The sequence below is a fragment of the Paenibacillus mesotrionivorans genome, from assembly GCF_046098205.1.
In the GTDB taxonomy this organism is placed as follows: domain Bacteria; phylum Bacillota; class Bacilli; order Paenibacillales; family NBRC-103111; genus Paenibacillus_AR; species Paenibacillus_AR mesotrionivorans.
Genome location: NZ_JBJURJ010000003.1, coordinates 1 through 21896, shown reverse-complemented (window position 1 = coordinate 21896; position 21896 = coordinate 1). Strand labels below are relative to the sequence as shown.

At 54.9% G+C, this 21896-nt stretch carries 15 protein-coding genes, 1 pseudogene and 1 riboswitch; of the genes and pseudogenes, 11 read left to right on the top strand and 5 right to left on the bottom strand.

The genetic code is table 11. The features are described 5' to 3' along the window. Positions 1-124: 124 nt before the first annotated feature. A riboswitch (cyclic di-AMP (ydaO/yuaA leader) is annotated at positions 125-274 on the top strand. 42 nt (positions 275-316) lie between these two features. The 3 genes from ACI1P1_RS04580 (at position 317) to ACI1P1_RS04570 (ending at position 4347) form a co-directional block, all read left to right on the top strand. Next, positions 317-1153, top strand: coding sequence for a stalk domain-containing protein (locus ACI1P1_RS04580; RefSeq protein WP_416215197.1), 837 nt, complete (start codon positions 317-319; stop codon positions 1151-1153). Between the two features lie 275 nt (positions 1154-1428). Beyond that, a complete protein-coding gene (gene serC / locus ACI1P1_RS04575; RefSeq protein ID WP_416215196.1) occupies positions 1429-2511 on the top strand; it encodes a 3-phosphoserine/phosphohydroxythreonine transaminase in 1083 nt (360 codons plus the stop codon). Positions 2512-2667: 156 nt separating this feature from the next. Continuing rightward, complete coding sequence (locus ACI1P1_RS04570; RefSeq protein ID WP_416215195.1) at positions 2668-4347, top strand: methyl-accepting chemotaxis protein; 1680 nt, start codon at positions 2668-2670, stop codon at positions 4345-4347. A 139-nt stretch (positions 4348-4486) separates the two neighbouring features. Here ACI1P1_RS04570 and ACI1P1_RS04565 read toward each other — a convergent pair whose 3' ends face one another. Next, a complete protein-coding gene (locus ACI1P1_RS04565; protein WP_416215194.1) occupies positions 4487-5209 on the bottom strand; it encodes a response regulator transcription factor in 723 nt (240 codons plus the stop codon). 166 nt (positions 5210-5375) lie between these two features. On the opposite strand from ACI1P1_RS04565, the gene trmL reads away from it, so the two are divergent. Then, positions 5376-5840, top strand: coding sequence for a tRNA (uridine(34)/cytosine(34)/5-carboxymethylaminomethyluridine(34)-2'-O)-methyltransferase TrmL (gene trmL, locus ACI1P1_RS04560; protein ID WP_416215193.1), 465 nt, complete (start codon positions 5376-5378; stop codon positions 5838-5840). 131 nt (positions 5841-5971) lie between these two features. After that, a complete protein-coding gene (locus tag ACI1P1_RS04555; protein ID WP_416215192.1) occupies positions 5972-6226 on the top strand; it encodes an AbrB/MazE/SpoVT family DNA-binding domain-containing protein in 255 nt (84 codons plus the stop codon). 74 nt (positions 6227-6300) lie between these two features. On the opposite strand, the gene ACI1P1_RS04550 is transcribed toward ACI1P1_RS04555, so the two are convergent. The 4 genes from ACI1P1_RS04550 to ACI1P1_RS04535 form a co-directional block, all read right to left on the bottom strand. After that, positions 6301-7380, bottom strand: a complete 1080-nt coding sequence (locus tag ACI1P1_RS04550; protein ID WP_416215191.1) for a phosphodiester glycosidase family protein — start codon at positions 7378-7380, stop codon at positions 6301-6303. Further along, positions 7377-7808 carry a hypothetical protein gene (locus ACI1P1_RS04545; protein ID WP_416215190.1) on the bottom strand — a complete coding sequence of 144 codons (432 nt, stop codon included), beginning with the start codon at positions 7806-7808 and terminating at the stop codon, positions 7377-7379. Before ACI1P1_RS04545 ends, ACI1P1_RS04550 begins: the two co-directional genes overlap by 4 nt. A 294-nt stretch (positions 7809-8102) precedes the next feature. Then, positions 8103-9698 (bottom strand): response regulator transcription factor, encoded by a 1596-nt coding sequence (locus ACI1P1_RS04540; protein ID WP_416215189.1) that lies wholly within the window; start codon positions 9696-9698, stop codon positions 8103-8105. After that, positions 9673-11490: a sensor histidine kinase gene (locus tag ACI1P1_RS04535; protein WP_416215188.1), complete on the bottom strand. Its 1818-nt coding sequence runs from the start codon at positions 11488-11490 to the stop codon at positions 9673-9675. Before ACI1P1_RS04535 ends, ACI1P1_RS04540 begins: the two co-directional genes overlap by 26 nt. Before the next feature lie 270 nt (positions 11491-11760). On the opposite strand from ACI1P1_RS04535, the gene ACI1P1_RS04530 reads away from it, so the two are divergent. From ACI1P1_RS04530 to ACI1P1_RS04505, 6 genes and pseudogenes are all read left to right on the top strand, one after another. Beyond that, positions 11761-12606, top strand: coding sequence for a carbohydrate ABC transporter permease (locus tag ACI1P1_RS04530; RefSeq protein WP_416215582.1), 846 nt, complete (start codon positions 11761-11763; stop codon positions 12604-12606). Further along, positions 12606-13442 (top strand): carbohydrate ABC transporter permease, encoded by an 837-nt coding sequence (locus ACI1P1_RS04525; RefSeq protein ID WP_416215187.1) that lies wholly within the window; start codon positions 12606-12608, stop codon positions 13440-13442. The genes ACI1P1_RS04530 and ACI1P1_RS04525 overlap by 1 nt, the downstream gene beginning before the upstream one ends. A gap of 35 nt (positions 13443-13477) precedes the next feature. Further along, a complete protein-coding gene (locus ACI1P1_RS04520) occupies positions 13478-18676 on the top strand; it encodes an S-layer homology domain-containing protein (protein ID WP_416215186.1) in 5199 nt (1732 codons plus the stop codon). 19 nt (positions 18677-18695) lie between these two features. After that, positions 18696-19991, top strand: coding sequence for an ABC transporter substrate-binding protein (locus ACI1P1_RS04515; protein ID WP_416215185.1), 1296 nt, complete (start codon positions 18696-18698; stop codon positions 19989-19991). 166 nt (positions 19992-20157) lie between these two features. Further along, the gene (locus ACI1P1_RS04510) at positions 20158-21435 is read left to right on the top strand and encodes an MFS transporter (protein ID WP_416215184.1); all 1278 of its coding nucleotides are present in this window, start codon (positions 20158-20160) and stop codon (positions 21433-21435) included. A 278-nt stretch (positions 21436-21713) separates the two neighbouring features. Continuing rightward, positions 21714-21896 (top strand): annotated as a pseudogene (locus ACI1P1_RS04505) (IS110 family RNA-guided transposase); the annotation flags it as partial.

Below are 21896 nucleotides of genomic sequence, written 5' to 3'. Positions count from 1 at the left end.
CTTATTGATCGCAGCCCCCGGTTCTCCGGGGGTTTTTTTGTTGTTGAAGGTGCGGTGGGGGGATTCTGATTTATTATCCAACTGTAATATTTTGAGGGTTGATGCAGCTTTGGCGGGTATGGTAGCCTAAATAGAGCCGAATCCGGTATGGACGCTTCCATATAAACAACCGGTACGGGGGATGATTTACAGGGGTGAATGCGCGCTGCTGTCAGGCGCCTAGGGAGCAACCTTCTTCCCGAACCCGTCAACTAACCTCGGAGGCAGAGAATCATCCGGCATTATGCGGATGAAATACTCAGGAGGTCCATCATCCATGCCAATCTTTAACCAAAAGAAATGGGTTGCAGGCATAAGTGCTGCAGCAATTTCTCTCTGTGCGTTTGCGGCTCCCGCGGCGCATGCTGAGGTCGCTCCTTTGGCGGAAACGCTTTCTGTCAAGGTGCAGGTCAATACGGAGTTGATTCAGTTTCCCGACGCCCAGCCCTTTATTGATGACCAGGGACGTACCCAGGTGCCCGTCCGTTTTGTAAGCGAGGAATTGGGCTATCAGGTGGATTGGTCCCGCCTGTCCGACGGACAAATCAATGTGCAGCTGAAGAATGACGCAGGCAAAACCCTGACTCTGGAAACAGGCAAAACCATGGCCATGGTGGATGGGAAAGCTGAGGCTATGGACACCGCAGCAGTGCTGCGCGACGGCAGGGTTTATGTGCCCTTGCGGTTTATTTCGGAAGCAAAAGGAATTAGGGTGCAGTGGGACTCCAGCAATTTTATCGCCATTCTTAATGAAGACGGCAACTATCACGCGCCGGCCTGGTATGCGCCGCGGATGAAGCTGGTATCCACATTTACGGCCACGGCATACTCAGCCGATCCCAAGGAAAACGGCGGATATGGGGCAGTGGACTATTTCGGCAATCCGTTGAAAGTGGGAACTGTCGCGGTGGATCCATCCGTTATCCCGCTGGGCACCAAGCTGTATGTGGAAGGGTATGACTTTAACGGTCTGCCGGTAGGCGGGATGTTTGCGGAAGCTACGGACACAGGCAATGCCCTTAAAGGGAACCGGATCGATCTTTTTGTGCCGGGAACCCGTGAGGAGCTGAAGAAGTTCGGCTACCAGCAGGTGAAGGTGTATCTGCTTCCCTGAATCGGAAGCACCAGACACAGGCCATTCGGAGCCATTCTCCGGATGGCTTCTTTTTTACTCTGCGGAGCAAGAAAAGAATGGAAGAAAACTTCACATGTCTCGTTGGAATTCTGCTGTTTATTCTTTCGATAAAAAATATTTATCATGTAAAAATATGGTTCATAACCGCTGTAAAGAATAAAAGAAAATTTCTGTGAATGCGCTTAAAGCTACTTGATGAACCTATTGAATCTTGCTATCATAGACACAAACGTGAAGGGTTGGTGTGGAATTTCATGACTAGAGCCTATAATTTTAATGCAGGGCCTGCGGCGCTCCCGCTGGAAGTATTGCAGAAGGCGCAGGAAGAGATTGTTGATTTTAAAGGGATCGGCATGTCCATCATGGAGGTATCCCACCGCAGCAAGGAGTATGAAGCGGTAAACGACGAGACCCAACAGCTGCTTCTTGAGCTACTGGAGCTCCCTGCCGGCTACAAGGTACTGTTCCTGCAAGGCGGTGCCAGCACGCAGTTCGCCATGCTTCCTATGAACCTGCTCACCGCAGGCAAGGTAGGCAGCTATGTTATGACCGGCTCTTGGGCGGAGAAGGCCATCCAGGAAGCCAAACTCATCGGAGAGACCCATATCGCCGCCAGCTCCAAGGAAGGCGTTCTACATATTCCCGCTTTGAGCGAAATCGAAATCCCGGAGAACGCGGCATATCTGCACGTGACCTCCAATGAAACCATTGCAGGCACCCAATACCAGGAGTTCCCGGATACAGGCAGCATTCCGCTGGTATCGGATATGTCCAGCGATATCCTGTCCCGGCGCATCGACGCCTCCAAGTTCTCCCTGATCTACGCCGGTGCTCAGAAGAACCTGGGTCCTTCCGGCGTCACCATCGTTGTTGCTAAGGAAGATTTGTTCAACAACGCACCCAAGACCATTCCCACCATGCTCCGCTACAGCACTTATCTGAAGAACAACTCCCTGTACAACACACCACCGGTATATTCCATTTATATGGTTAACCTGGTGCTGAAGTGGGTCAAGGAGCAAGGCGGCGTAGCAGCTGTCGAGAAGGCGAACCGCGAGAAGACCGACCTGATTTACAATGTGCTGGATAACAGCGGCGGCTTCTATGAAGGTTTGGCCCAGAAGGACAGCCGTTCCATTATGAACGTAACCTTCAAGCTGCAAACCGAAGAGCTGGAGAAGGAATTCCTTGCATTGGCCAAGAAGAACGGTTTCGTAGGCCTGGGCGGCCACCGCAGCGTCGGCCATCTCCGCGCTTCCACTTATAACGCCGTACCTTACGCAAGCTGCAAGGCTTTGGTGGATCTGCTGGACGAATTCAAACGCACCCACGGCTAATTTGTAGAATATATGGCAATTTTTCTAACCCGACAGGACGGTTCCTGTCGGGTTTTTGCATGTTATGATATCTGTCACAGAATAAATTATCAAACATAGGTAAAATGATGTCAAAAAACCTGACAAAGGTGCTGAAGGCAGAGGGCTGATGCGCAAATGAAGCTTACAATCGGACGCAAGTTAATCGGCGGTTTTTTGGCAGTAGCATGTTTTATGGTCATTGTCATCGGCTTATTCTACCGTTCCTTGGGTGACGTCGAATCACGGTTTCATGCATTGGTGGATGAACGGGTGAAGGTGCTGACCCACGCCCAGTTGATTCAATCTGCAGGTCTTCAGCAAAATGACTATATCCGGGAATATTATCTGACACAGACGCCTGCATCCATCGAACGGATGGCGGAGGCTAACACGCGGGTCATCAGTCTGGTGGAGGAAACACTTCCCTTCGTCACCTCGGAGGAGGATGCCGGGCGCTTCGAACGGCTGAAGGGGCTGGCGCTGGATTACAAGGAGCGGGTGGATGCAGCCTTGGCGATGCCCGCGGACAAGGGGCTGCGGGAGGCGGAATTCAGCGTATTCCCGGTGGCTACTCAATTGGCCGTCCTGGCGGAAAATCTGGCTAACGACCAATTGGCTCTTATGACCGAGGAACAGCAGGAGGTGAAGGACTCTGTGCTTTGGGACAAGCGGCTTGCGTTGGGGGCAGGAATCGGCGCAACTGTGCTGTCTCTGGCCATCGGGTTCCTCATCGCCTACGCCATCTCCCGGCCCATCCGCAGCATAACAGCCGCAGCGAGAGAGATCGCCGCAGGCAACCTCCAGCCTAAGAAGCTGGAGGTGCGGACCAAGGATGAAATCCAGGAGCTGTCTGAAGCATTCCTGGATATGATGGGACAGCTCCGCGGGATTATCGGCAAGGTGGATGAGGGTGCGGCACAATTGGTGGCCAGTGCCAAGATGATGAGCGCCAATGCGGAGATGACATCGGCGGCTACCCAGCATATAACGGATGCAGCCCAAGAGGTGGCTGCCGGTTCGGAGCAGCAGGTCCGCGGCGCGGAGGACAGTGCCAGAGCCATGGAGGAAATGAGCCAAGGAATCACCCGTATCGCCGAGTCGTCTGCGGCGGTGCATGAGGTGACCGTCCATGCCAGACAGCAGGCGGATGAGGGCAATGCGGCGGCTCAGCATGCCGTCAGGCAGATGAATACCGTTTATCAGTCGGCAAACCTTGCAGCAGAGCGTGTGAAGCGGCTGGGAGAGCGCTCCGGGGAGATCGGCGAGATCATCGGGGTAATGTCGGGAATCGCTTCCCAGACTAGCCTGCTTGCTCTGAACGCCTCCATAGAAGCAGCAAGGGCAGGGGAGCAGGGCCGAGGCTTTGTAGTGGTAGCATCCGAGGTCAAGAAGCTGGCCATCCAATCCGAAGAGGCAGCCAGACAGATCACGGAGCTGATCCGCCAGGTCCAAGTGGAAACGGCGGCTGCTGTGAAGGGGATGCAGGAGGGCATGGTGCAAAGCCGGGAGGGCCTGGCCGTGGTGGAATCGGCAGGAGAAGCCTTCGGCAGCATCCGCACCGCTATCATTGGGGTCGTCACCCAAATTGAAGAGGTATCTGCAACCGCCCAAGAGATGTCCGCCGGAACCCAGGAAGTAGCGGCCTCCGTAGAGGAAACCTCCCGCATCGCCCGCCAATCCAGCAGACAAATCCAGGAGGTGGCAGCCACTACGGAGGAGCAGCTGGCCTCCATGCAGGAGATTACGGCCTCCGCAGGCTCCTTGAACACCATGGCAGAGGAGCTGCAGCAGGCTGTATCCCGGTTTAAGCTGTAACCGCGATCCCCCAAAAGTGACGAGATGCTCTGTTGCGAATTCCGGTTACTTTTGGGGGAGCCCCCATTTATGGAAGCTTAGACAACAAGCAGGCTGCGCCGTTCGAAGCGGCCAGCCTGCTTTTATGCGAAAGCCTTTTTTATGAAGTGGACACCTCCCGGACCGGCTCGCGCAGCTTATACCCCACATTGCGCACCGTCACAATATATTGGGGGTTCTTCACGTCCGACTCGATCTTATCCCGGAGATGGCTGATATGCACGTCCACAATCCGGGTATCCCCCACAAAATGATAGTCCCACACCCCCAGCAAAAGCTGCTGCCGCGACAGCACCATTCCCCGGTGTTTGCACAGAAAAACCAGCAGCTCAAATTCCTTCGGCGTCAAATCCAGCAGCTCTTCATTCAACAACGCCTCCCGCTGCTCGGGAGACACCAGAAGTCCGCCCACTTGATAGGTGGGAGCCGGCTCCTGCTTCTCCTCCAACCCGTGCATCCGGGCACGCCGGAGCAAGGCGTGAATCCGGGAAACCAGCTCCATGGGGCTGAAGGGTTTCGTCATATAATCGTCAGCGCCGTTATCCAGCCCGGCGATTCGGTCATTGAGCTCCTGCATGGCGGACAGCATAATAATGGGGGTGCGGATGCGGGAGTTCCGCAGCTTGCGGCATACCTGGATGCCGTCCAGCTTGGGCAGCATCAGATCCAATACCACCAGATCCGGCTTAAAGGAATGGACAGCCTCAAACACGGCTTCCCCATCCATCACACATTTCACATCATAACCCGCCTGCTTCAAATTGAAGTCGATGAGAGTGGAAATGGAAGGCTCGTCATCGACAACCAAGATTTTTGTCTTCATGGCGACTCTCCTTTAGGTTTTCGGACAGTAAAATGTCTATTGTTTCAACCAGTATGACAGCCTCCTGCTATGGCGGTATTAAGGGATCGTAAAGCCGGTGTAAATTTTCTGCTGAAATGATGTATAATAGATAGCCGGAGCGTTTATTTCTTGCGAGGTGACGATTGTGGCTTTTCATATTGTGCTGGTGGAGCCGGAAATTCCGGCCAATACCGGCAATATTGCGCGGACCTGCGCCGCTACGGGAACGCATCTCCATCTGGTGCGCCCGCTGGGCTTTAATACCGATGACAAAACCCTGAAGCGTGCCGGTTTGGACTATTGGCATGCGGTTCAGGTTCATTATCATGACAGCTTCCAGGAGGTGAAGGACCTTTATCCGGAGGGCCGGTTCTTCTGCGCTACTACCAAAACGGACAAGCTGTATACGGATATGGCTTACCGGGACGGGGATTTTCTGGTGTTCGGCAAGGAAACCAAGGGTCTTGGACCGGATATTATCCAAGCCCATACGGATACGGCGATCCGGATGCCGATGACGGATGCGGTCCGTTCCCTGAACCTGTCCAATTCCGCGGCGATTATTTTGTACGAAGCGTTAAGGCAAAATGGGTTTTTAGAACTGAAATAAACCAGCAAACCTTCTATTTACATAATTTTTTAACATTTTTAAGTCAATATTTATGTTTCTAGCAGGGTTTTTTGTATTAATATTGAATTGTTATAGGGCAAGAATAATTATCTTCTAGAGGAGGGTACGTCATGAAACCAGCAGGTGTCGTGCGCAAGGTAGATCAACTGGGCCGCATCGTGTTACCGAAATCGCTGCGCAAGCGGTATCAAATGAACGAGGGAGATCCCGTTGAGATTTTGGTTCAAGGCGACCATATTATCTTGGAACGTTACCGTCCGAGATGTGTGTTTTGCGGGTCTATGGAGGAAGTAACAGACTTCAAGGAAAAACAGATTTGTTCCGGTTGCTTGCGCGAAATGAACATGCTGTTGAAACAGGCCTGATTTGTTTCAAAAGTTCCACATAAAAAGCATCACGCTCCCGGGCCTAAGGCCGGCGTGATGCTTCTTTTTTTGCCTTATTTGAAGAAAACAAAATGAGTGGGCATGGAGCGCATCCGTCCGTTGTCGGAGGGGCGGTTGATCAGCTCGTTGCCCCAGACCAGGGTGGAGGAGCCGCCGCCGTCCAGATTGTACGCGTCGCGGATACCCATCTGCTGGAGCTTGTCCTGCAGCTCGGGCAAGGATGCCCCTGCGCTGCCCCGGTCATCGCCGCCGTCGGTCACAATAAACAGGAGCTGGTCATTCTTGAAGTTTCCCACCACCGTGCGGGCCGCCCGGTAAGGGCTGGTCATCCATTTGACAGGAATGGTTTGTTTCTTGCCGTCCTTCAGCAGAATCGGAGTGAAGGAGGCGCCGAATTGGGGCTTCAGCTTATCCAGCTCCTCCTGTTTGTTGAACATGCCGCCGATAAGCTGGCGCTGGTCGTTCAGACCAACGAAGCTCAGCCCGTCCGAAGGGAAAAAGCCGTACACATATTTGCCGTTCTGGATGGTATTGCCGGTAGGGTAACGTTTGCCTGTGCCGCTTTCGTCGGCGAAGCCTCCCGCATTTACACCGGCGATTCCGCCAAGACGGTTCACCGCGGCTAAGGTAGTTTCACTTTTGCCGATTTTGTCCCCGGCCAAGGCCATCTTCATGGCTTTATCCGATTTCAGCTCGGCCTTCAGCGCGTACCCCTTATAGGATGAGGCGGAGAAGGTATACAGCTTCAGCTCAATATTGCCGGAGGAGGCCGAACGGATGGGTGCACCCAGCATATTGGTAATCCGCCGCTCAAAAATCTGCGCAGGTTTGTTCTTCTGCTCGGAGGCGGTTTTCAGCATTACCGAAACCTGGGCGGAGCTTTCATTATACAGATCGTAGTGCTTCATTATAGTGGACTGGATAGCGGAGCTGTCCTGGGTGGCCTTCTCCAGCTTGCCGTCAAGGCCCGCCGCATCCTCGGACAGATTCACCTGGGGCAGCTCTGCTGAAGACATAGCGGCAATGGGAGGCATCAACTGGGCGCTGTCTGTTGCCAGCATCCAGACGGCCATCCCCAAAAAAGGAGCGGTAGCCAAAAGAAAGAGCCGGTTGACGGCTTGCTTATGGTTCATTTCAACACATCCAGATTATGCTGGAGCTCCTCCAGCTGCTTCTTGACTTCGGCCAGTTGGGTATACAGCTGGTTGCTGTTGTCGGTTTTGCTGTTGGCGCTGTCCTTGGTGAAGGCCAGAAGCTCGTTCAAGGCATCCACCTTGGTTTGGAGCTTGGCGATTTCAGTCTGGAATGCAATCTTCAGGTCGCCGATCTGGGTCTGGTAATCATGCTGGATGGCTTCCAGCTGCGTCTTGTTCTGCTCGGCAATCTGTGTGGCGATTTGGCCCCGGAGATGATCGCTGTAGGCTTTGGTCCCCCATACCCCCAAGGCGATCAAAAAAACCCAGGCCATGAGAAGAATGGCATAAGTGTGCTTCCTTTTGGAAGTAGTGGATTTGACGCCGCGCATATACGTATCCTGTCTGGCGTCCAAAGGCAAGCTCATGAACATGTCACCTCAAGAAAAAATTTGAAAGATGCCCTCAAGCGGGTTTGCGTACACGCCCAGGGTGTGTATGGAAACTCCGAGGGGAGCAGATTTAACGAATTTTCGTCCCAGGCAAGGCACTTTTGTGAAGGCGTACCGGGGGTACGGCAAGCAAAAGTAACGAAGCAAGGGGCGAAAGGCGGTGAAAGATGCCCTCAAGCGGGTTTGCATACACGCCCTAGTATAGCATAGGTCTTCCGTCAGGGGCGAGGGACTTTAGTGGCGATTGCTGTCAGAGCCATGAACAAACTGTTACGATCCGTCGTCTCCTCCCGCTTTCCTGCGGTATTCCCCTGGGGAGAGTCCGGTTAGCTTCTTGAAGACCTTGCTGAAATATTTCTCATCCTGGTAGCCGACCTGGAGGGCGATCCGGCTTAGGCGGTAGTCGGGATTCAATAAGAGCAGCTTGGATTTTTCGATGCGGATGCGGGCGATATAGTCGGACAGGTTTTCCTTAAACGCCTGCTTGAATTTGCGGGAGATGTATTCCCGGCTGAGATAGAAGCGGTCGGCAATGTCTTGCAGCGAAATTTCTTCCTCGGCATGCTCCCGCAGATAATGGGCGATTTCGTAGATGATGTGCCGGTCCTCCCGCAGCTGCCGGGTATGCAGGTCGGCAAGCTTCAGCAGCTGCTCCGTAATCCGCTGCTCCCAAACGGACAAGGACAGGCAGCCGTCTGCCTCCAGGGGGACGGCAGGCTCTGGCACCTCAGTGCCGTCCATAACCCAGCGTGCCTGGAACAGAGCAAACTCCTGCTTCCACAGCTCCAGATGGTCTACGGTAATCCGGTCCCACCGGCGGATATCCCCGAAGAGCTTGCCGGCCGCTGCCTCCACCTGCCCCTCGTGGGCGCTTTGCACGGCCAGCCGCAGCTCCTCCTCATACTCCCGGAAGGGGAGCGGGCGGAAGGGGGGCTCCTGGGCGGTCTGAGTCTCGTGAATCCACCCGCTGCGGACAAGCAGATTGCGGCTGCGCAGAGCATGAATCGCATCCCGGTAAGCGTTGGCCGTGCCAAGGGGAAAAGGGGCGGTTCCGCTGAGCCCCATATCGAAGCTTCCGCCCAGGGTCTGGCGGATGCCGCTTGCGATGCGCCGGACCAGCTCCCCGGCGTTAGCGGTGTGCCTCCAGATCAGCAGCACAATGGTACCGGTGCCGTCCCCGTGGCGGAAGGCGTAGCCGGTTTTGTCCCGGCCCAGGTATTCATTGCAGATGTTCAGCAGTGAAAAATAGAGCAAATCCGTGCCGGAGGCGAACTTCCGGCGGATAACCGGCGGAATGTCCGCCAGTCCGATTACGCCTACCCGGCATTCTTGGATTTCCGGGGAATAACCCAGGTCACGGATAAGACTGTCCTTCAGCTTTCCGTAATAGGAGGTATCGTCCAGCAGATTGGACAGCATCCGCTCCCAATACACCGGCTTGATCTGGTTCACCTCCATATGCTGCTCCTGGAGCCGCCGCTCCGTCTCCGCCTCCAACCGGCAGCTGTCCACCGCCTTCTGGATCGCCTCTCCCAGCTCTGCCGGATCGATGGGCTTCAGGAGATAGTCCAGCCCGCCGTATTTCACTGTTGTGCGCACCAGTTCAAAATCGTCATGACCGCTGATCACAATCACCTTGGTCCGGGGGGAATGGGTTTTGATCCACTCCAGCAGCCCGGTGCCGCCCATACCCGGCATCAGCATATCGGTAAACACCAGATCCGGCTGAAGCCCGGGAATAAGCCGGACGGCCGTTTCCCCGTCCTCTGCCTCCTCCAGACTGGTAACGCCGAAGGACGGCCAGTCCGCCAGCAGGCGGATAGCGCTCCTTACATGCTTTTCATCGTCCACGATCAATGCCCTCATGGTTCAGGCCTCCTTCTTTCAGGGGAATGTACAGCTCCACTCTCAGCCCGCCTCCCTCTGGAGAGTCTACCTTCAGCTCTGCCAGCGGATTGTAATACAGCCGGATACGGGCAATTACGTTCAAGAGGCCGATGCCCCCATCCTCCCCGCTTCCGCCAGAGGGTCCCTGCCGCAGCTTCTCCCGGAGCGCCGACAGCTCCAAGACGGACATACCTCTGCCGTCGTCGGCTACCTCGACCCGCAGCTCCTCCTCCGGGGACAGGGTGGCGGCGATGCGGATACGCCCTCCGGCGGTGGAGTCGTAGCCGTGCTTGAAATAATTCTCCACCAGCGGCTGCAGCGTCATCTTAGGCACGGGAATGGCCAATGCCTCAGGCTCGGCCTCCAGCTCCACCTGCAGCCTCCCGTCGAAGCGCTGCTGCTGCAGCTCCAGATACCCTTTGACATAATCGATCTCCTGCTGCAGAGGGACGATGGTTTTATCCGTATTCATCTGGTAGCGCATCATTTTTCCCAAGGAGGCAATCAGGGTGTAAATCCGGTTCTCCCCGTGCTGAAGCGCCAGGGTGCCGATGGACTGTAAGGCGTTATTAAGAAAGTGGGGGTTAATCTGGGCCTGAAGCGCTTTCAACTCATTGGTCCGGTTGGCCAGCTTCAAGGCATATTCCCGCAGAATCATGTCATTCAAGGTTTGCATCATAATCCGGAAGCGGCGGGCCAACACACCAATCTCGTCTGTGCTTTTGGAGTCAATCTCCACATGAAGCTGGCCGGACTGGATTTTGTTGACGGCGGCAGTAAGCGCTTGAATCGGGGCTGTAAAGCGGATGGAGATGATAACCGTCGCCACGATGACAATCACCAAAAACAACGTGTACACCCCGGCATTGATCCGGGTCAGATCCCGGGCATCCTTGTACAGGTGGCTGTAAGGAATTTGCTTGACGATAGTCCAGTTCATGTAGGAGGTCTCCATACGCTGGTAGATGGTCATGCCGCTGTTTGCCCCCTCCTTCCACTCAAAGCTGCCCTCTTCCCCGGTAAGCTGCCCGAGCCAGCCGTATTGCAGGAGGATTCCCCATTCGGCCTCGTTTTTGCTGTAGATAACAGTCCCATTTTCGTCCAAAATATATAAATTTTCATAATCGCGGTTATAAAGCTGGGCACAGATTTTTTCGAAAAAATCCAACCGAAGATCCACCGACAATAACCCCAGCTCTTGGGTGGAGGGCACATTATAGAAGGGGCGGTGCAGAGTAAGTACCGGGTACGGCTCATTCTTCGGGAAATAGCTGACCCCGTAGTCATGGGACAGATGGGTCGCTTCCGTGTAGGATTGATATCCGTTGAAGGGGCGTGTCGGCACCGTATGCGGCGGGGATTCCCGTGTGGAGCTGGTTAACCGGCCGTTTACATACAAAAAGTGCTCCCTGGACGCATACAGATCCAGATGCACCTGGGCAACCTCGCCGATGGACCGGCTTACCAATTGAATGGAGCGCAGCAGGTCGTTGCGCTGCTCGATGCTCCCGTGATAGCCGCTTTGGAGAATACCGAAAACCTGATAATCCCTGTAAGCGCTTAACGTTGCCTGATCAACAATGCCCAGATAATACATGAGGTTGGTTTTTCCCTGGAAGATTAAGTGGCTGTTCTGCTGGACGGCGTTTGTTTTAATGGTTTCCTTGTTGGAGGAGTAGGTAATGAGGATGGAGGCGGCAATGGGAATAATGGTGGCGATGAGCATAAACAAAATCAGCTTGTTGCGGATGCTTCCCTTGATCCGGTTCACAGGGGTATGCTCCTTCCATAGGGGGCAACAGGTCAATATCTTACACTTTTCTGGTCATCTGGCAATGTGTCCTTCCGCTGCGCCTAACTTTATACTTAGTGTACAGGGAACCTCCCGCACAGTAAAGCGTGATATGAGGAGGCGGATCAACGAAAGGAGACAACGGAAATGGCGAATGGTCAACGGGAAGGAGCCCTGATTTCTACCGGACCGGCCGTGCAGGCAGCGGCCCAAAAAAGAACCGGAGGCTGGGGGGAGTGGGGGGTCCAGATGGTTTTTGTAGGACCGGCTCTGTTGTTTTTTACCGTTATTGTATTGATCCCCTTTTTTCTGGGGATGGTCTATTCCTTCACGGACTGGAGCGGAGTGAACTCCACTATGTCGTGGGTGGGACTAGATAATTTCCGCCAGATCTTCACCAAGGATACGGCCTTCTGGAGGGCGTTTTCCTTCACGGCGCGGTTTTCCGTGTGCAGCGTAGTGCTGACCAATGTGGTGGCGTTCGGCTTAGCCCTGCTGCTGACCCGGCCGCTCAAAACCCGGAATATTCTGCGCACTGTCTTTTTTCTGCCGAATGTAATCGGAGGCCTGCTGCTGGGGTTTATCTGGCAGTTTATCTTTATCCGGGGCTTCGCATCCATCGGCGCCGCAACAGGGATCGGTTTTTTCGAGCTGCCTTGGCTGGGGGACGAACGGACTGCATTCTGGGGCATTCTGATCGTAAGTGTCTGGCAGGGGGCAGGATATCTGATGATCATCTACATCGCTGGGCTGGTCAATATTCCCTCCGAGCTTATGGAGGCGGCCCGGATCGATGGCGCCACCTTCCGGGATACACTCCGGCATGTTATTCTGCCTCTGATCATGCCGGCGGTAACCGTATGTCTGTTTCTGGCCATCTCCTGGGCATTTAAGATGTTTGATTTGAACATGTCGTTGACCAAAGGGGGGCCGTTCCGGTCTACGGAATCCATCGCGCTTAATATTTATGCGGAAGCCTTCCAGAACAACCGTTATGGCTTGGGCACGGCCAAGGCGCTATTGTTCTTCATAGGGACAGCGGCTATTACCGGGCTGCAGGTCTTTCTGACGAAGCGCAAGGAGGTGGAGGCGTAATGCGCACCGCTCGATCATACAATCTGCAGATTCTTGCCGCCGAATGCCTCGCCGTTGCCATCGGCCTGCTTTTCCTGACTCCCTTCTACTTTGTGGTAATCAATTCCCTCAAGAGCTTCGGGGATCTGCTCACCGACTCCGCCGGCTGGCCCCGGTCCTGGCATCCCGGCAATTATGCCAGAGCCTGGGAGCTTCTGCGGTTCCCCAGGGTATTCGGCAATTCGCTCATCATCACGGTTATCGCCAATGCCGGCCTGGTGGTGATCAGCGCCATGGCGGCGCACCGGATTGTCCGCCGGTCCACCCGTTTTAACAAAATGGTGTTCGGATTATTCGTGGCTTCCATGATCATTCCCTTCCAATCCATCATGATCCCGCTGGTGAAGGTGGTCAGCACCTTGGGTATCCAGAACAGCTACGTAGGGATTATCATTTGTTATTTCGGCTTCGGCGCGATGATGTCTGTTTTCTTGTACCACGGGTACATCAAATCCATTCCAGCGGAAATCGAGGAATCGGCGGTAGTGGACGGCTGCTCGGCCTATGGGGTGTTCTGGCGGATCGTATTCCCTCTGTTGAAGCCCATGACCGTGACCGTGCTGCTGCTGAACAGCCTGTGGATCTGGAATGACTTTCTCCTGCCCCTGCTGATCCTGAACAGTCCCGGGCTGAGGACCATTCCGCTGGCGGCGAGCTCTTTTTTTGCCCAATATACCAAGCAGTGGGATCTGGGGCTGGCTTCGCTGGTGCTGGGCTTCATTCCCATTATCCTTTTCTTCCTGTCCATGCAGAAGCATATTATCGAAGGGATTACAGCCGGGTCAGTCAAGGGATAATTATCATCCGAACCATAAAGGAGGAAATTGCTGCAATGAGGAAAAAGAGCTTCATCCTGCTGCCCTTGGCGGTTATGCTTGTCCTGTTCCTGGCGGCCACCGCCTTCGCAGATGCAACATCCCACTATCTGAACCCGTTGATGAAGGGGGCGGACCCCACCATCGCCAGGGCGGCGGACGGCTATTATTATTCAGCTGCCAGTGACGGTAACATTACGTTAAAACGGCACGAAACCATTCTTGGGGTGGCCACCGCCAAAAGCCGGGTTGTCTGGGAAAGGCCGAAGGACTTCGGGTTTGTATGGGGACCCTACATCTACCGGCTGGATGGCAAGTGGTATATCTATTTTGCCTCCGGCCCGGAGAAAAGCTTCGGATTCGGGCACCCCAGCTCCTACGTACTGGAAAATGCTTCCCCCGATCCGTTCGAAGGGACGTGGACGCTGAAGGGGGGCTCCTCCAATGCCGACGAGGACGGGCAGATTACATATAAGCAGGGGCTGCTGAACACAGAGGGTTACGGTTTGGCATGCGGCATCGTCATCATCAATGGACAGCGCTATTTTACCTACACCAAATACTATTATTATTATGATCCGGCCACCGGAAAAACCAGGTTCGACGAATGCCCCACCATTGTCAAGATGAAAAGCCCGTGGGAGCTGGAGGGCAAGGAGGTCACCCTGGCCAGGCCGGTGTACGATTGGGAAAAACACGGCGACAACATCAACGAAGGCGCTGCAGTTGTGGAACGTAACGGCAAGGTATATTTTGCTTATTCGGCAAGCAGCTTTATGAACGATAACTATGCGGTAGGCGTATCCGTAGCGGATCTGTCCTCGGATATTATGAACGAAGCGTCCTGGACGAAGTATCCCCAGCCGGCGATGAAACGCTCCGATGAAAACAGCTCTTATGGGCCTGGCTCACCCTTATTCCTGAAGTCGGAGGACGGCACGGAGGATTGGATTCTTTATCATGGCATCCCAACCCACGGGCAGGGCGGGGGCAACCGGGGTATCAGAGCCCAACGTATCAACTGGGATGACAGCGATTTCATTAATCTGGGCATTCCGTCCAATCCCGGCACCGTGCTGGGCAGGCCGTCAGGTGAGGAAAAAAGCGAGGTGTATGAAGCGGAGGAGGCCCAATTGTCCGGCGCCGCCAAGGTAACGGGGAGCAGCCTGTATGCTTCTGATGCCCGGTATGTAAAATACAGCAGCGGCAAGGACAGCGACTATGTGGAATTTACGGTCAACACGGAATCGGAAGAGGCCTACTCCTTGGATTTCCGCTATAACAACAATACGGCAGGTCCGGTCAGTATGCAGCTGGCTGTCAATCAGGAGAGCCGTGGCGCTATTTCCTTTCCCTCCAATGCGGGTTCAGCAAGCAACTTTGATAACAAAACCGTCCACAACCTCCGGCTCAACGCCGGGACCAACAAGATCCGTCTTTCCGGCAAAAGCGACTTGGCGCTGGATGCTCTGATTCTGAAAAAAAGCGCGCTGTATGAAGCGGAAAATGCCGAGCTGTCCGGAAATGCGAAAACGGATACCGACCATCCGGGGTACAGCGGAACGGGCTTTGTCGGAGGACTGTGGATTGGAGAGTCGGCGGTTTCCTTCAAGGTGAATGCCGCTCATGCCGGCAGCTATTCCGTCAAGCTGGCCTACAGCCTGGGTTTTGCCGACGACAGAACCTTGAGCATGTATGTGAATGGCACCAAGATCAAACAAGTGGATTTTTTCAGTCTGAAAAGCTGGGATAAATGGGCCGACCGGTACGACAATGTTTTCCTGAAGGAAGGGGAAAACGTCATTATGTACCGGTATGACCAAGGAGATACCGGCAATGTAAATTTGGATTACATCACGGTTACCGAAGCCGCTACCTGGACCTACGAGGCCGAATACGCCAAAACCACGGGGGCCAAGGATGCCAAGGTGGTGAAGGCGAAGGAGGGCAATACGGGAATCGGGTATGTGAACGGTCTGGCCAAAGTGGGCTCCTCGGTGGAATTTGCTGTGGAGACGGAGCATGCGGCAGACTATGACATCAAGCTCCGCTACGCCAAGGAAGGCACCGACAAAACGCTGGCTTTGTATGTGAATGGCGCATATGCCCGGGACGTAGTTTTGTCCCCCACGGGAGGCGCTGCGGTGTGGAAGGAGCAGGTAGTGACAGTGCCCCTGGGCAAGGGCAAAAACACCATCACCTACAGAAGCGAGACGGAGACCGGGGATGTGGTCAATCTGGACAACATCCATCTGAACAAACGTACGCCGTGGAAGTATCAGGCCGAGAATGCAGACCGTTCCGACAATCTGAAGGTGGCACGGGATCATTTATGGTATGACGGCAATGGCTTTGTGGGGGGATTTGAGGAGGAGGGGGACTCTCTCCGGTTTGAGGTCAATGTGCCCTATACGGCAGATTACACCTCCACCCTGCGGTATTCCGGCTCCCAGGCAGGCAATATCAAGATGACACTGTATGTGAATGAAAACCGGATCAAGCAGGTTGCTTTGCCGCCTACAGCCAACTGGGATACCTGGTCGGATGCAACAGAGACGGTGCACCTGAAGGCCGGGAGGAATATCATTGAGTTCATCCGGGAAGGCGAGGACACCGGACGCTTCAACATCGACAGCTTGACCCTCGATAAATTCGCAGGCGGCTTCATGAGCTCCTCGGCGAAGAAAATCACCCCTGAAACCATGGTGAAGATCCAACCGAAGCATAGCGGAAAATCCCTGGACGTGGACAGGGTATCCAGCGATCCAGGGGCGGTAATTAACCAATGGGCAAATGGCGACGGCAATAACCAGCTGTGGCGGTTTCTGGATCTTGGAACCGGTTATTACCAGATCACCTCAGTGCAAAGCGGCCATGCCATCGACCTGAAGGCCGGTTCCGCCATTGGTCAAATCTGCCAGAATGTGAAGGCTGCGGGCAGCTCCTTACCGGATACCCAGCAGTGGAGGCTGGAGCGCGACGGGGAGTATTATAAGATCACCAATAAAAGCAACGGCAAGGTTCTTACTGTTGACGGCGCCTCCCTGAACAATGGTGCTGTGGTGCGGGTGGCCGATGATGAATCCAAGGACCATCAGCGTTTCAAAATTGAAATCCGCAATCTGACGGAAAGTGAGTTCCGGGCTGTGGCTGATCTTACGGCTGTTCCGGCCACCATGGAAGCGGGGCAGGAAAAGACGCTTTTCGGTACGGTCTCCCCCGATGCTGCAACCCGCAAGAGCATCATGTGGAGTATCAAAAATGCCGGTAAAACCGGGGCGGTGCTGAACGGCAATGTATTATCCGCCACAAAAGCGGGAGAGGTAACGGTCACCGCAAGGATAGAAGCAGGGCGGGTTGGCGGAGCGGATTACACCAAGGATTTCACCATCACCGTCATCAAGAAGGATGCGGACCTCAGCCCCGACAAGGCTACCTATGACCTGTACGTTCCCGGCGATGTAAGCACAAATGTCATTTGGAATGAAGCCAAATCGGTAACCGGAGTGGTATACGCAAGAACGGTAACGGGAGCCGTCTATAACGGAACCCTAGGTACGGATGGTTTTGCCGTCACGGAGAATGTGTTGACGATCAAGAATGACGGCCTGGATAAGCTTGGACTGGAAAGCGGCGGCAAGGTGGATTTTTCCATCCTGTTTGACAAGGGGAATCCGGCCGCCTTCACGGTCCATGTTGTAGACAGCTCGTCCTCCGCCAGCCACGGCATCACCGTCACCACGGAGGGCCGCGGCACGGCAAGCGCCAGCGCTGTGTCTGCGGTGAAGGATTCAGTAGTATCGTTGACTGCTGCACCTGAGCCCGGGTATCTGTTTAAGGGCTGGAAGGTGATCCGGCCGGAGGGCCTCAGCATCACAGATGACAGCTTCATCATGCCCGGTGAAGCAGTGGAGGTCACGGCGGTATTCGCTGCGCCGTCCTATACCGTGACGTATGACAAGAATGGAGCAGCTGCGGGCTCTGTGCCGGTTGACGGCCAAACGTATGCCCAGGGGGTTACGGTAGCCGTCTATGGCAATACGGGCAATCTGGCGAAAACGGGGTATGTCTTCAAGGGCTGGAATACGGAGGCGGACGGCAGCGGGAGCAGCTATGCCGAAGGCGGCCGCTTCACCATGGGGGCTGCGGATATCACGCTGTATGCCCAATGGACGGCCAGCTATTCCGGGGGTTCCTCCGGCGGCAGCTCCTCCTCCGGCGGGGCAACCCCAAGCCTGATTGACAGCAGCCAATTTACCCTTCCGGCAGGAAAAAAGGGCGAGTTCGGTATTGGCGATGACATCAAGATCATCATTCCCGCCGGTGCTGTCCAAAAGGATCTGCGGCTCACTGTCGGCAAGGTAGCGGACACCACACCGCTGCTTGGAAGCAAGGATATTTCCGCCAGTCCGGTATTCGAATTGCAGAAGAACTTCTCCGAGCCCTTCGATCAGGAGATCACTCTAGTCCTGACCTTCGATCCGGCTAAGCTCAAGCAGGGCCAGAAGCCCGTTGTGTTCGCCTATGACGAAGGGAATCGGAGCTGGGTGAAGGCAGGCGGCGAGGTAAACGGGAATACCGGAGGGAACACCATTGCCGTGAAGGTGAAGAATGTGGGCAAGTTTGCCGTATTCGGCGTGGACCAAACGGTACAACCGCCCGTCCCCAAACCGCCGGTCAGCTTCAGCGATCTTGCGGGGCATTGGGCGGAGGCGGCTATCCGGCAGGCGGTTCAAGCGGGAATCGTCAACGGTTACCCGGACGGCACCTTCAAGCCGGATCAGACAGTTACACGCTCGGAATTTGCCGTGATGCTGATGGGTGCGCTTAAGCCGCAGGGAGGCAAGGCCGCCCTTACCTTCACCGATAAGGATCAGATCGGCGCTTGGGCGTTGGATGCGGTAGCGCGGGCGGTGGAGGCCGGGATGATTGCCGGCTACGAGGACGGCTCCTTCCGTCCGGATGTGGAGATCAGCCGTGCCGAGATGGCGAAGATGCTGGCCACCGCTTTGGGGAAGGCCAATGAAGCGGCTGCTGCAGCCGGATTTGTGGATGACGGGGTTATTCCGGATTGGGCCGAGGGCTCTGTGGCGGTTCTGTATGAGCTTGGCATGATGGAAGGCAAAGACGGGAACCGGTTCGCCCCCGGCGACAAGGCAACACGTGCAGAGGCGGTTAAGGTGCTGCTGAACCTGCTGCAAAACAAACATAATTGAGAAAAAGGGGAGATTTTGAATGGTCAAAAAATGGGTAACAGCAGGATTGGCAGTAGCTTTAACCGCAGGTCTGGCGGCAGGCTGCGGGAGTGATTCGTCTACAATGGCAGGGGGGCAGGCCAGTACGGCCTCCAAGAAGAATGTAACGGTGAAGATTTTCCAGTTCAAGGTTGAGATAGTGGAACAGATGAACAAGCTGAAGGCGGAATATGAGTCCTCCCACCCCGGGGTTAAGCTGGAAATTGAAACCGTAGGGGGAAACGGGGATTATGGAGCGGTGCTCAAAACCAAGTTCGCCTCCAATGAGTCTCCCGATATCTTCAATATCGGCGGGTATTCGGAGCGGGATGTGTGGCTGGAGCATCTGGAGGATCTGAGCGGCGAGCCATGGGTCAAGGATGTGGTCCAGGTAGCCAAGGAGCCGATGATGAAGGATGGCAAGCTCTACGGCATGCCCATGGGGATTGAAGGCTACGGCTATATCTACAACAAGGATCTGTTCGCCAAAGCGGGGATTACAAATCCGCCCAAGACCCTCAGCCAATTGGAGGAGGCGGCCAAAAAACTCCAGGCGGCCGGTATTACCCCTTTTGCCAACGGGTATCAGGAGTGGTGGGTGCTGGGTCTGCATAATTTGAACGTAGCCTTCGCCAACCAGAAGCCCAATCCCGACGCCTTCATTAAAGGGCTGAACGACGGGACCCAGAAATTCAAGGGCAACCCGGTGATGGAAAACTGGATCAAGCTCCTGGACCTGTCCCTGAAGTACAGCAACAAAAATCCGTTGACCACGGATTACAACTCCCAGGTGACTCTGTTCGCCAAGGGGGAAACGGCCATGATGCAGCAGGGGAACTGGACCCAGGTGCAGATCAACGGGATCAATCCCAACATCAAGCTGGGCCTTCTGCCGATGCCCATTGGCGAGGATGCTGCCGAGGGCGACAAGATTCTCACAGGTGTCCCCAACAACTGGGTGATCTGGAACAAGTCCAAGGTGAAGCCGGAGGCCAAGGAATTCCTGAACTGGCTGGTTTCTTCTGACGCCGGCAAAAAGTACATTACCAAGGAATTCAAGTTTATTCCGGCCTTGACCAACATTCCCGCCGACCCGGCGGACCTGGGGGACATCGCCGCGGAAATCACCCGCTACTCCAAGGACAACAAGCTGCTGTCCTGGAACTTCATGAAATTCCCCGACGGGGCGGGTCAGGAATTTGGCGCTTCCATGCAGGCGTATGCCGCCGGCAAAAGCTCCAAGGATCAGCTCTTCGACGCATTCCAGAAAACGTGGGATAACCTGAAGAAAAAGTAAGGGATTACGTGCGAATACCGCCTCCGGCTGATTAGCCGGGGGTTTTTTGCGGTTATAGAGGCCATATGCCTCCTCAGGGCAAATCAAGGAAACGAAGGCTGTGTTACAATATGAGTGAAAGTAGGGGAACTGTCTTTATAACAGCATGATGTAGGAGCGGATCAATTTGAGGGCAGGCTTGCAGGGTCTTATCAAAGGGTTTGGGGCCAGGCGCGCCGCTGTGCCGCCTGAGCGCAGATTGGGGCAGGAGGCGAAGGTATCGCTTCTGATCCACTCTTTTTTCCAATTCGGGGCTTCCATGTCCGGTGTTTTTCTAAACCTGTATTTATGGCGGCTGACCGAGAGCATCTGGGTCAACGGCATGTACAATATCATTAACTATGCGGTGGCGCCCTTCGCTTTTATGCTGGGGGGCTGGCTGGCTAAAAAAACCGACCGGATGTACGCCTACCGGCTGGGGCTGCTCCTGATCTCCGCCTTCTATATCTGTGTGGTGGCGGCCCAGGAGCTGGTGGCGGAATGGTATCCGGTGTTTGCCGTGTTCGCCAGCTTGTCCGGCGCCTTCTATTGGGTGGGTTACCTGGTCCTGATGTACGATGTATCGGATGAGCGCAACCGCATTCATTATCTGGCCATGAACAGTATTTTCTTCACCTTCGCCGGTCTGTTGGGGCCTGCTCTGGCGGGGCGCGTGATTGCCTTGAACGACGGGCTGCACGGCTATATCATCGTATTTGGCATCGCCTTCTTTATGTTCCTGCTGGCGGCGGTAGGCAGTCTTAAGATCAAGGCCAAACCCTCCCGGCACAAAACCTATTATATGAAGCACACGCTGCTGATGATGAGGCGGAGCCCGGGCTGGCTGCGCGGCCTGTGGGGATTTTTCGCCTTGGGGCTGCTGCAGGGCATCATGCTGTTCCTGCCGAATATCCTGCTGTTCCAGGTCATGCCGCGTGAGGACCATATCGGGTATATGAGTGTGCTGTTTTCTCTCATTACCATCGCCATGGGGATGCTGATCTCCCGGTTTGCCAAGGCGGAGCATACCACACTCTACCTGTGGATTTCCGGAGTCGGTTTGATCGCCGCCGCTTCCCTGCTTCTGGGCGGGCTGTCGCTTTGGTCGGTTATCTCGTTTATGGTGCTGTATTCCTTCTTCAACCCGCTGCAGGGCAATACGTTAACCTCCCACTATTACAATCATGTAGGCAAGCTGCCCTTAAAGGGCAACTTTCGGGTAGAGTCGGTGGTGCTGCGGGAGGCCTTCTTGAACACAGGCCGGGTAATCTCCATTACGGCGCTGATCCTGCTGCTGCAGGAGGTGGAGGGGCGTCAGCTGGCCTTCATTCTGTTGGGCGGCGCTGTCTGCCAGCTCATTCTGCCGATCCTGGTGGGCCGGAAGGTGCCGGAGGGGAAACGGAGAGCCCAGCGGGCGAATGGATGAGAAGTGAACGGTTAATGGGTGACGGGTAAACGTTTAGCGGGCGAACGGGGTCAGGAACACAGGGGGCCAAAACGTGGAAGTTGGGAAGAAGCGTTAACTGGGAAGAGGCGGGCAGGCGGGCAAGCAGGTAGGATCGGGCAGGAACGCTAACTGGGCAGATGCGCTAGCTAAGATGAACGTAAACAAAGGGCAGCCCTCCAAATTGCTACTGTCGTAGGTTAAAATGGAAAGTGACCACCACCCATTTCAGAGCTACATAGCAAAGGAGAGCTGTTACTATGCATTCTACCACAAAATTTATCGGTTTGGATGTCTCGAAAGATACCATCGCCGTCGCCATTGCTGAAGTCGGCCAAGAAGCTCCCCGGTATTATGGAAGTATTCCGCATACGCCTGCTGCGTTACGAAAACTCATCCGTGCTCTGGGCTCCGTCGAAACCCTTTCTTTTTGTTATGAGGCG

Bases quoted from the DNA above. Each gene is read 5' to 3' on its own strand.
- ACI1P1_RS04580 (WP_416215197.1), top strand. From the start codon at position 317: ATGCCAATCTTTAACCAAAAGAAATGGGTTGCAGGCATAAGTGCTGCA.
- serC (WP_416215196.1), top strand. From the start codon at position 1,429: ATGACTAGAGCCTATAATTTTAATGCAGGGCCTGCGGCGCTCCCGCTG.
- ACI1P1_RS04570 (WP_416215195.1), top strand. From the start codon at position 2,668: ATGAAGCTTACAATCGGACGCAAGTTAATCGGCGGTTTTTTGGCAGTA.
- ACI1P1_RS04565 (WP_416215194.1), bottom strand. From the start codon at position 5,209: ATGAAGACAAAAATCTTGGTTGTCGATGACGAGCCTTCCATTTCCACT.
- ACI1P1_RS04555 (WP_416215192.1), top strand. From the start codon at position 5,972: ATGAAACCAGCAGGTGTCGTGCGCAAGGTAGATCAACTGGGCCGCATC.
- ACI1P1_RS04550 (WP_416215191.1), bottom strand. From the start codon at position 7,380: ATGAACCATAAGCAAGCCGTCAACCGGCTCTTTCTTTTGGCTACCGCT.
- ACI1P1_RS04545 (WP_416215190.1), bottom strand. From the start codon at position 7,808: ATGAGCTTGCCTTTGGACGCCAGACAGGATACGTATATGCGCGGCGTC.
- ACI1P1_RS04540 (WP_416215189.1), bottom strand. From the start codon at position 9,698: ATGAGGGCATTGATCGTGGACGATGAAAAGCATGTAAGGAGCGCTATC.
- ACI1P1_RS04530 (WP_416215582.1), top strand. From the start codon at position 11,761: ATGGTTTTTGTAGGACCGGCTCTGTTGTTTTTTACCGTTATTGTATTG.
- ACI1P1_RS04525 (WP_416215187.1), top strand. From the start codon at position 12,606: ATGCGCACCGCTCGATCATACAATCTGCAGATTCTTGCCGCCGAATGC.
- ACI1P1_RS04520 (WP_416215186.1), top strand. From the start codon at position 13,478: ATGAGGAAAAAGAGCTTCATCCTGCTGCCCTTGGCGGTTATGCTTGTC.
- ACI1P1_RS04515 (WP_416215185.1), top strand. From the start codon at position 18,696: ATGGTCAAAAAATGGGTAACAGCAGGATTGGCAGTAGCTTTAACCGCA.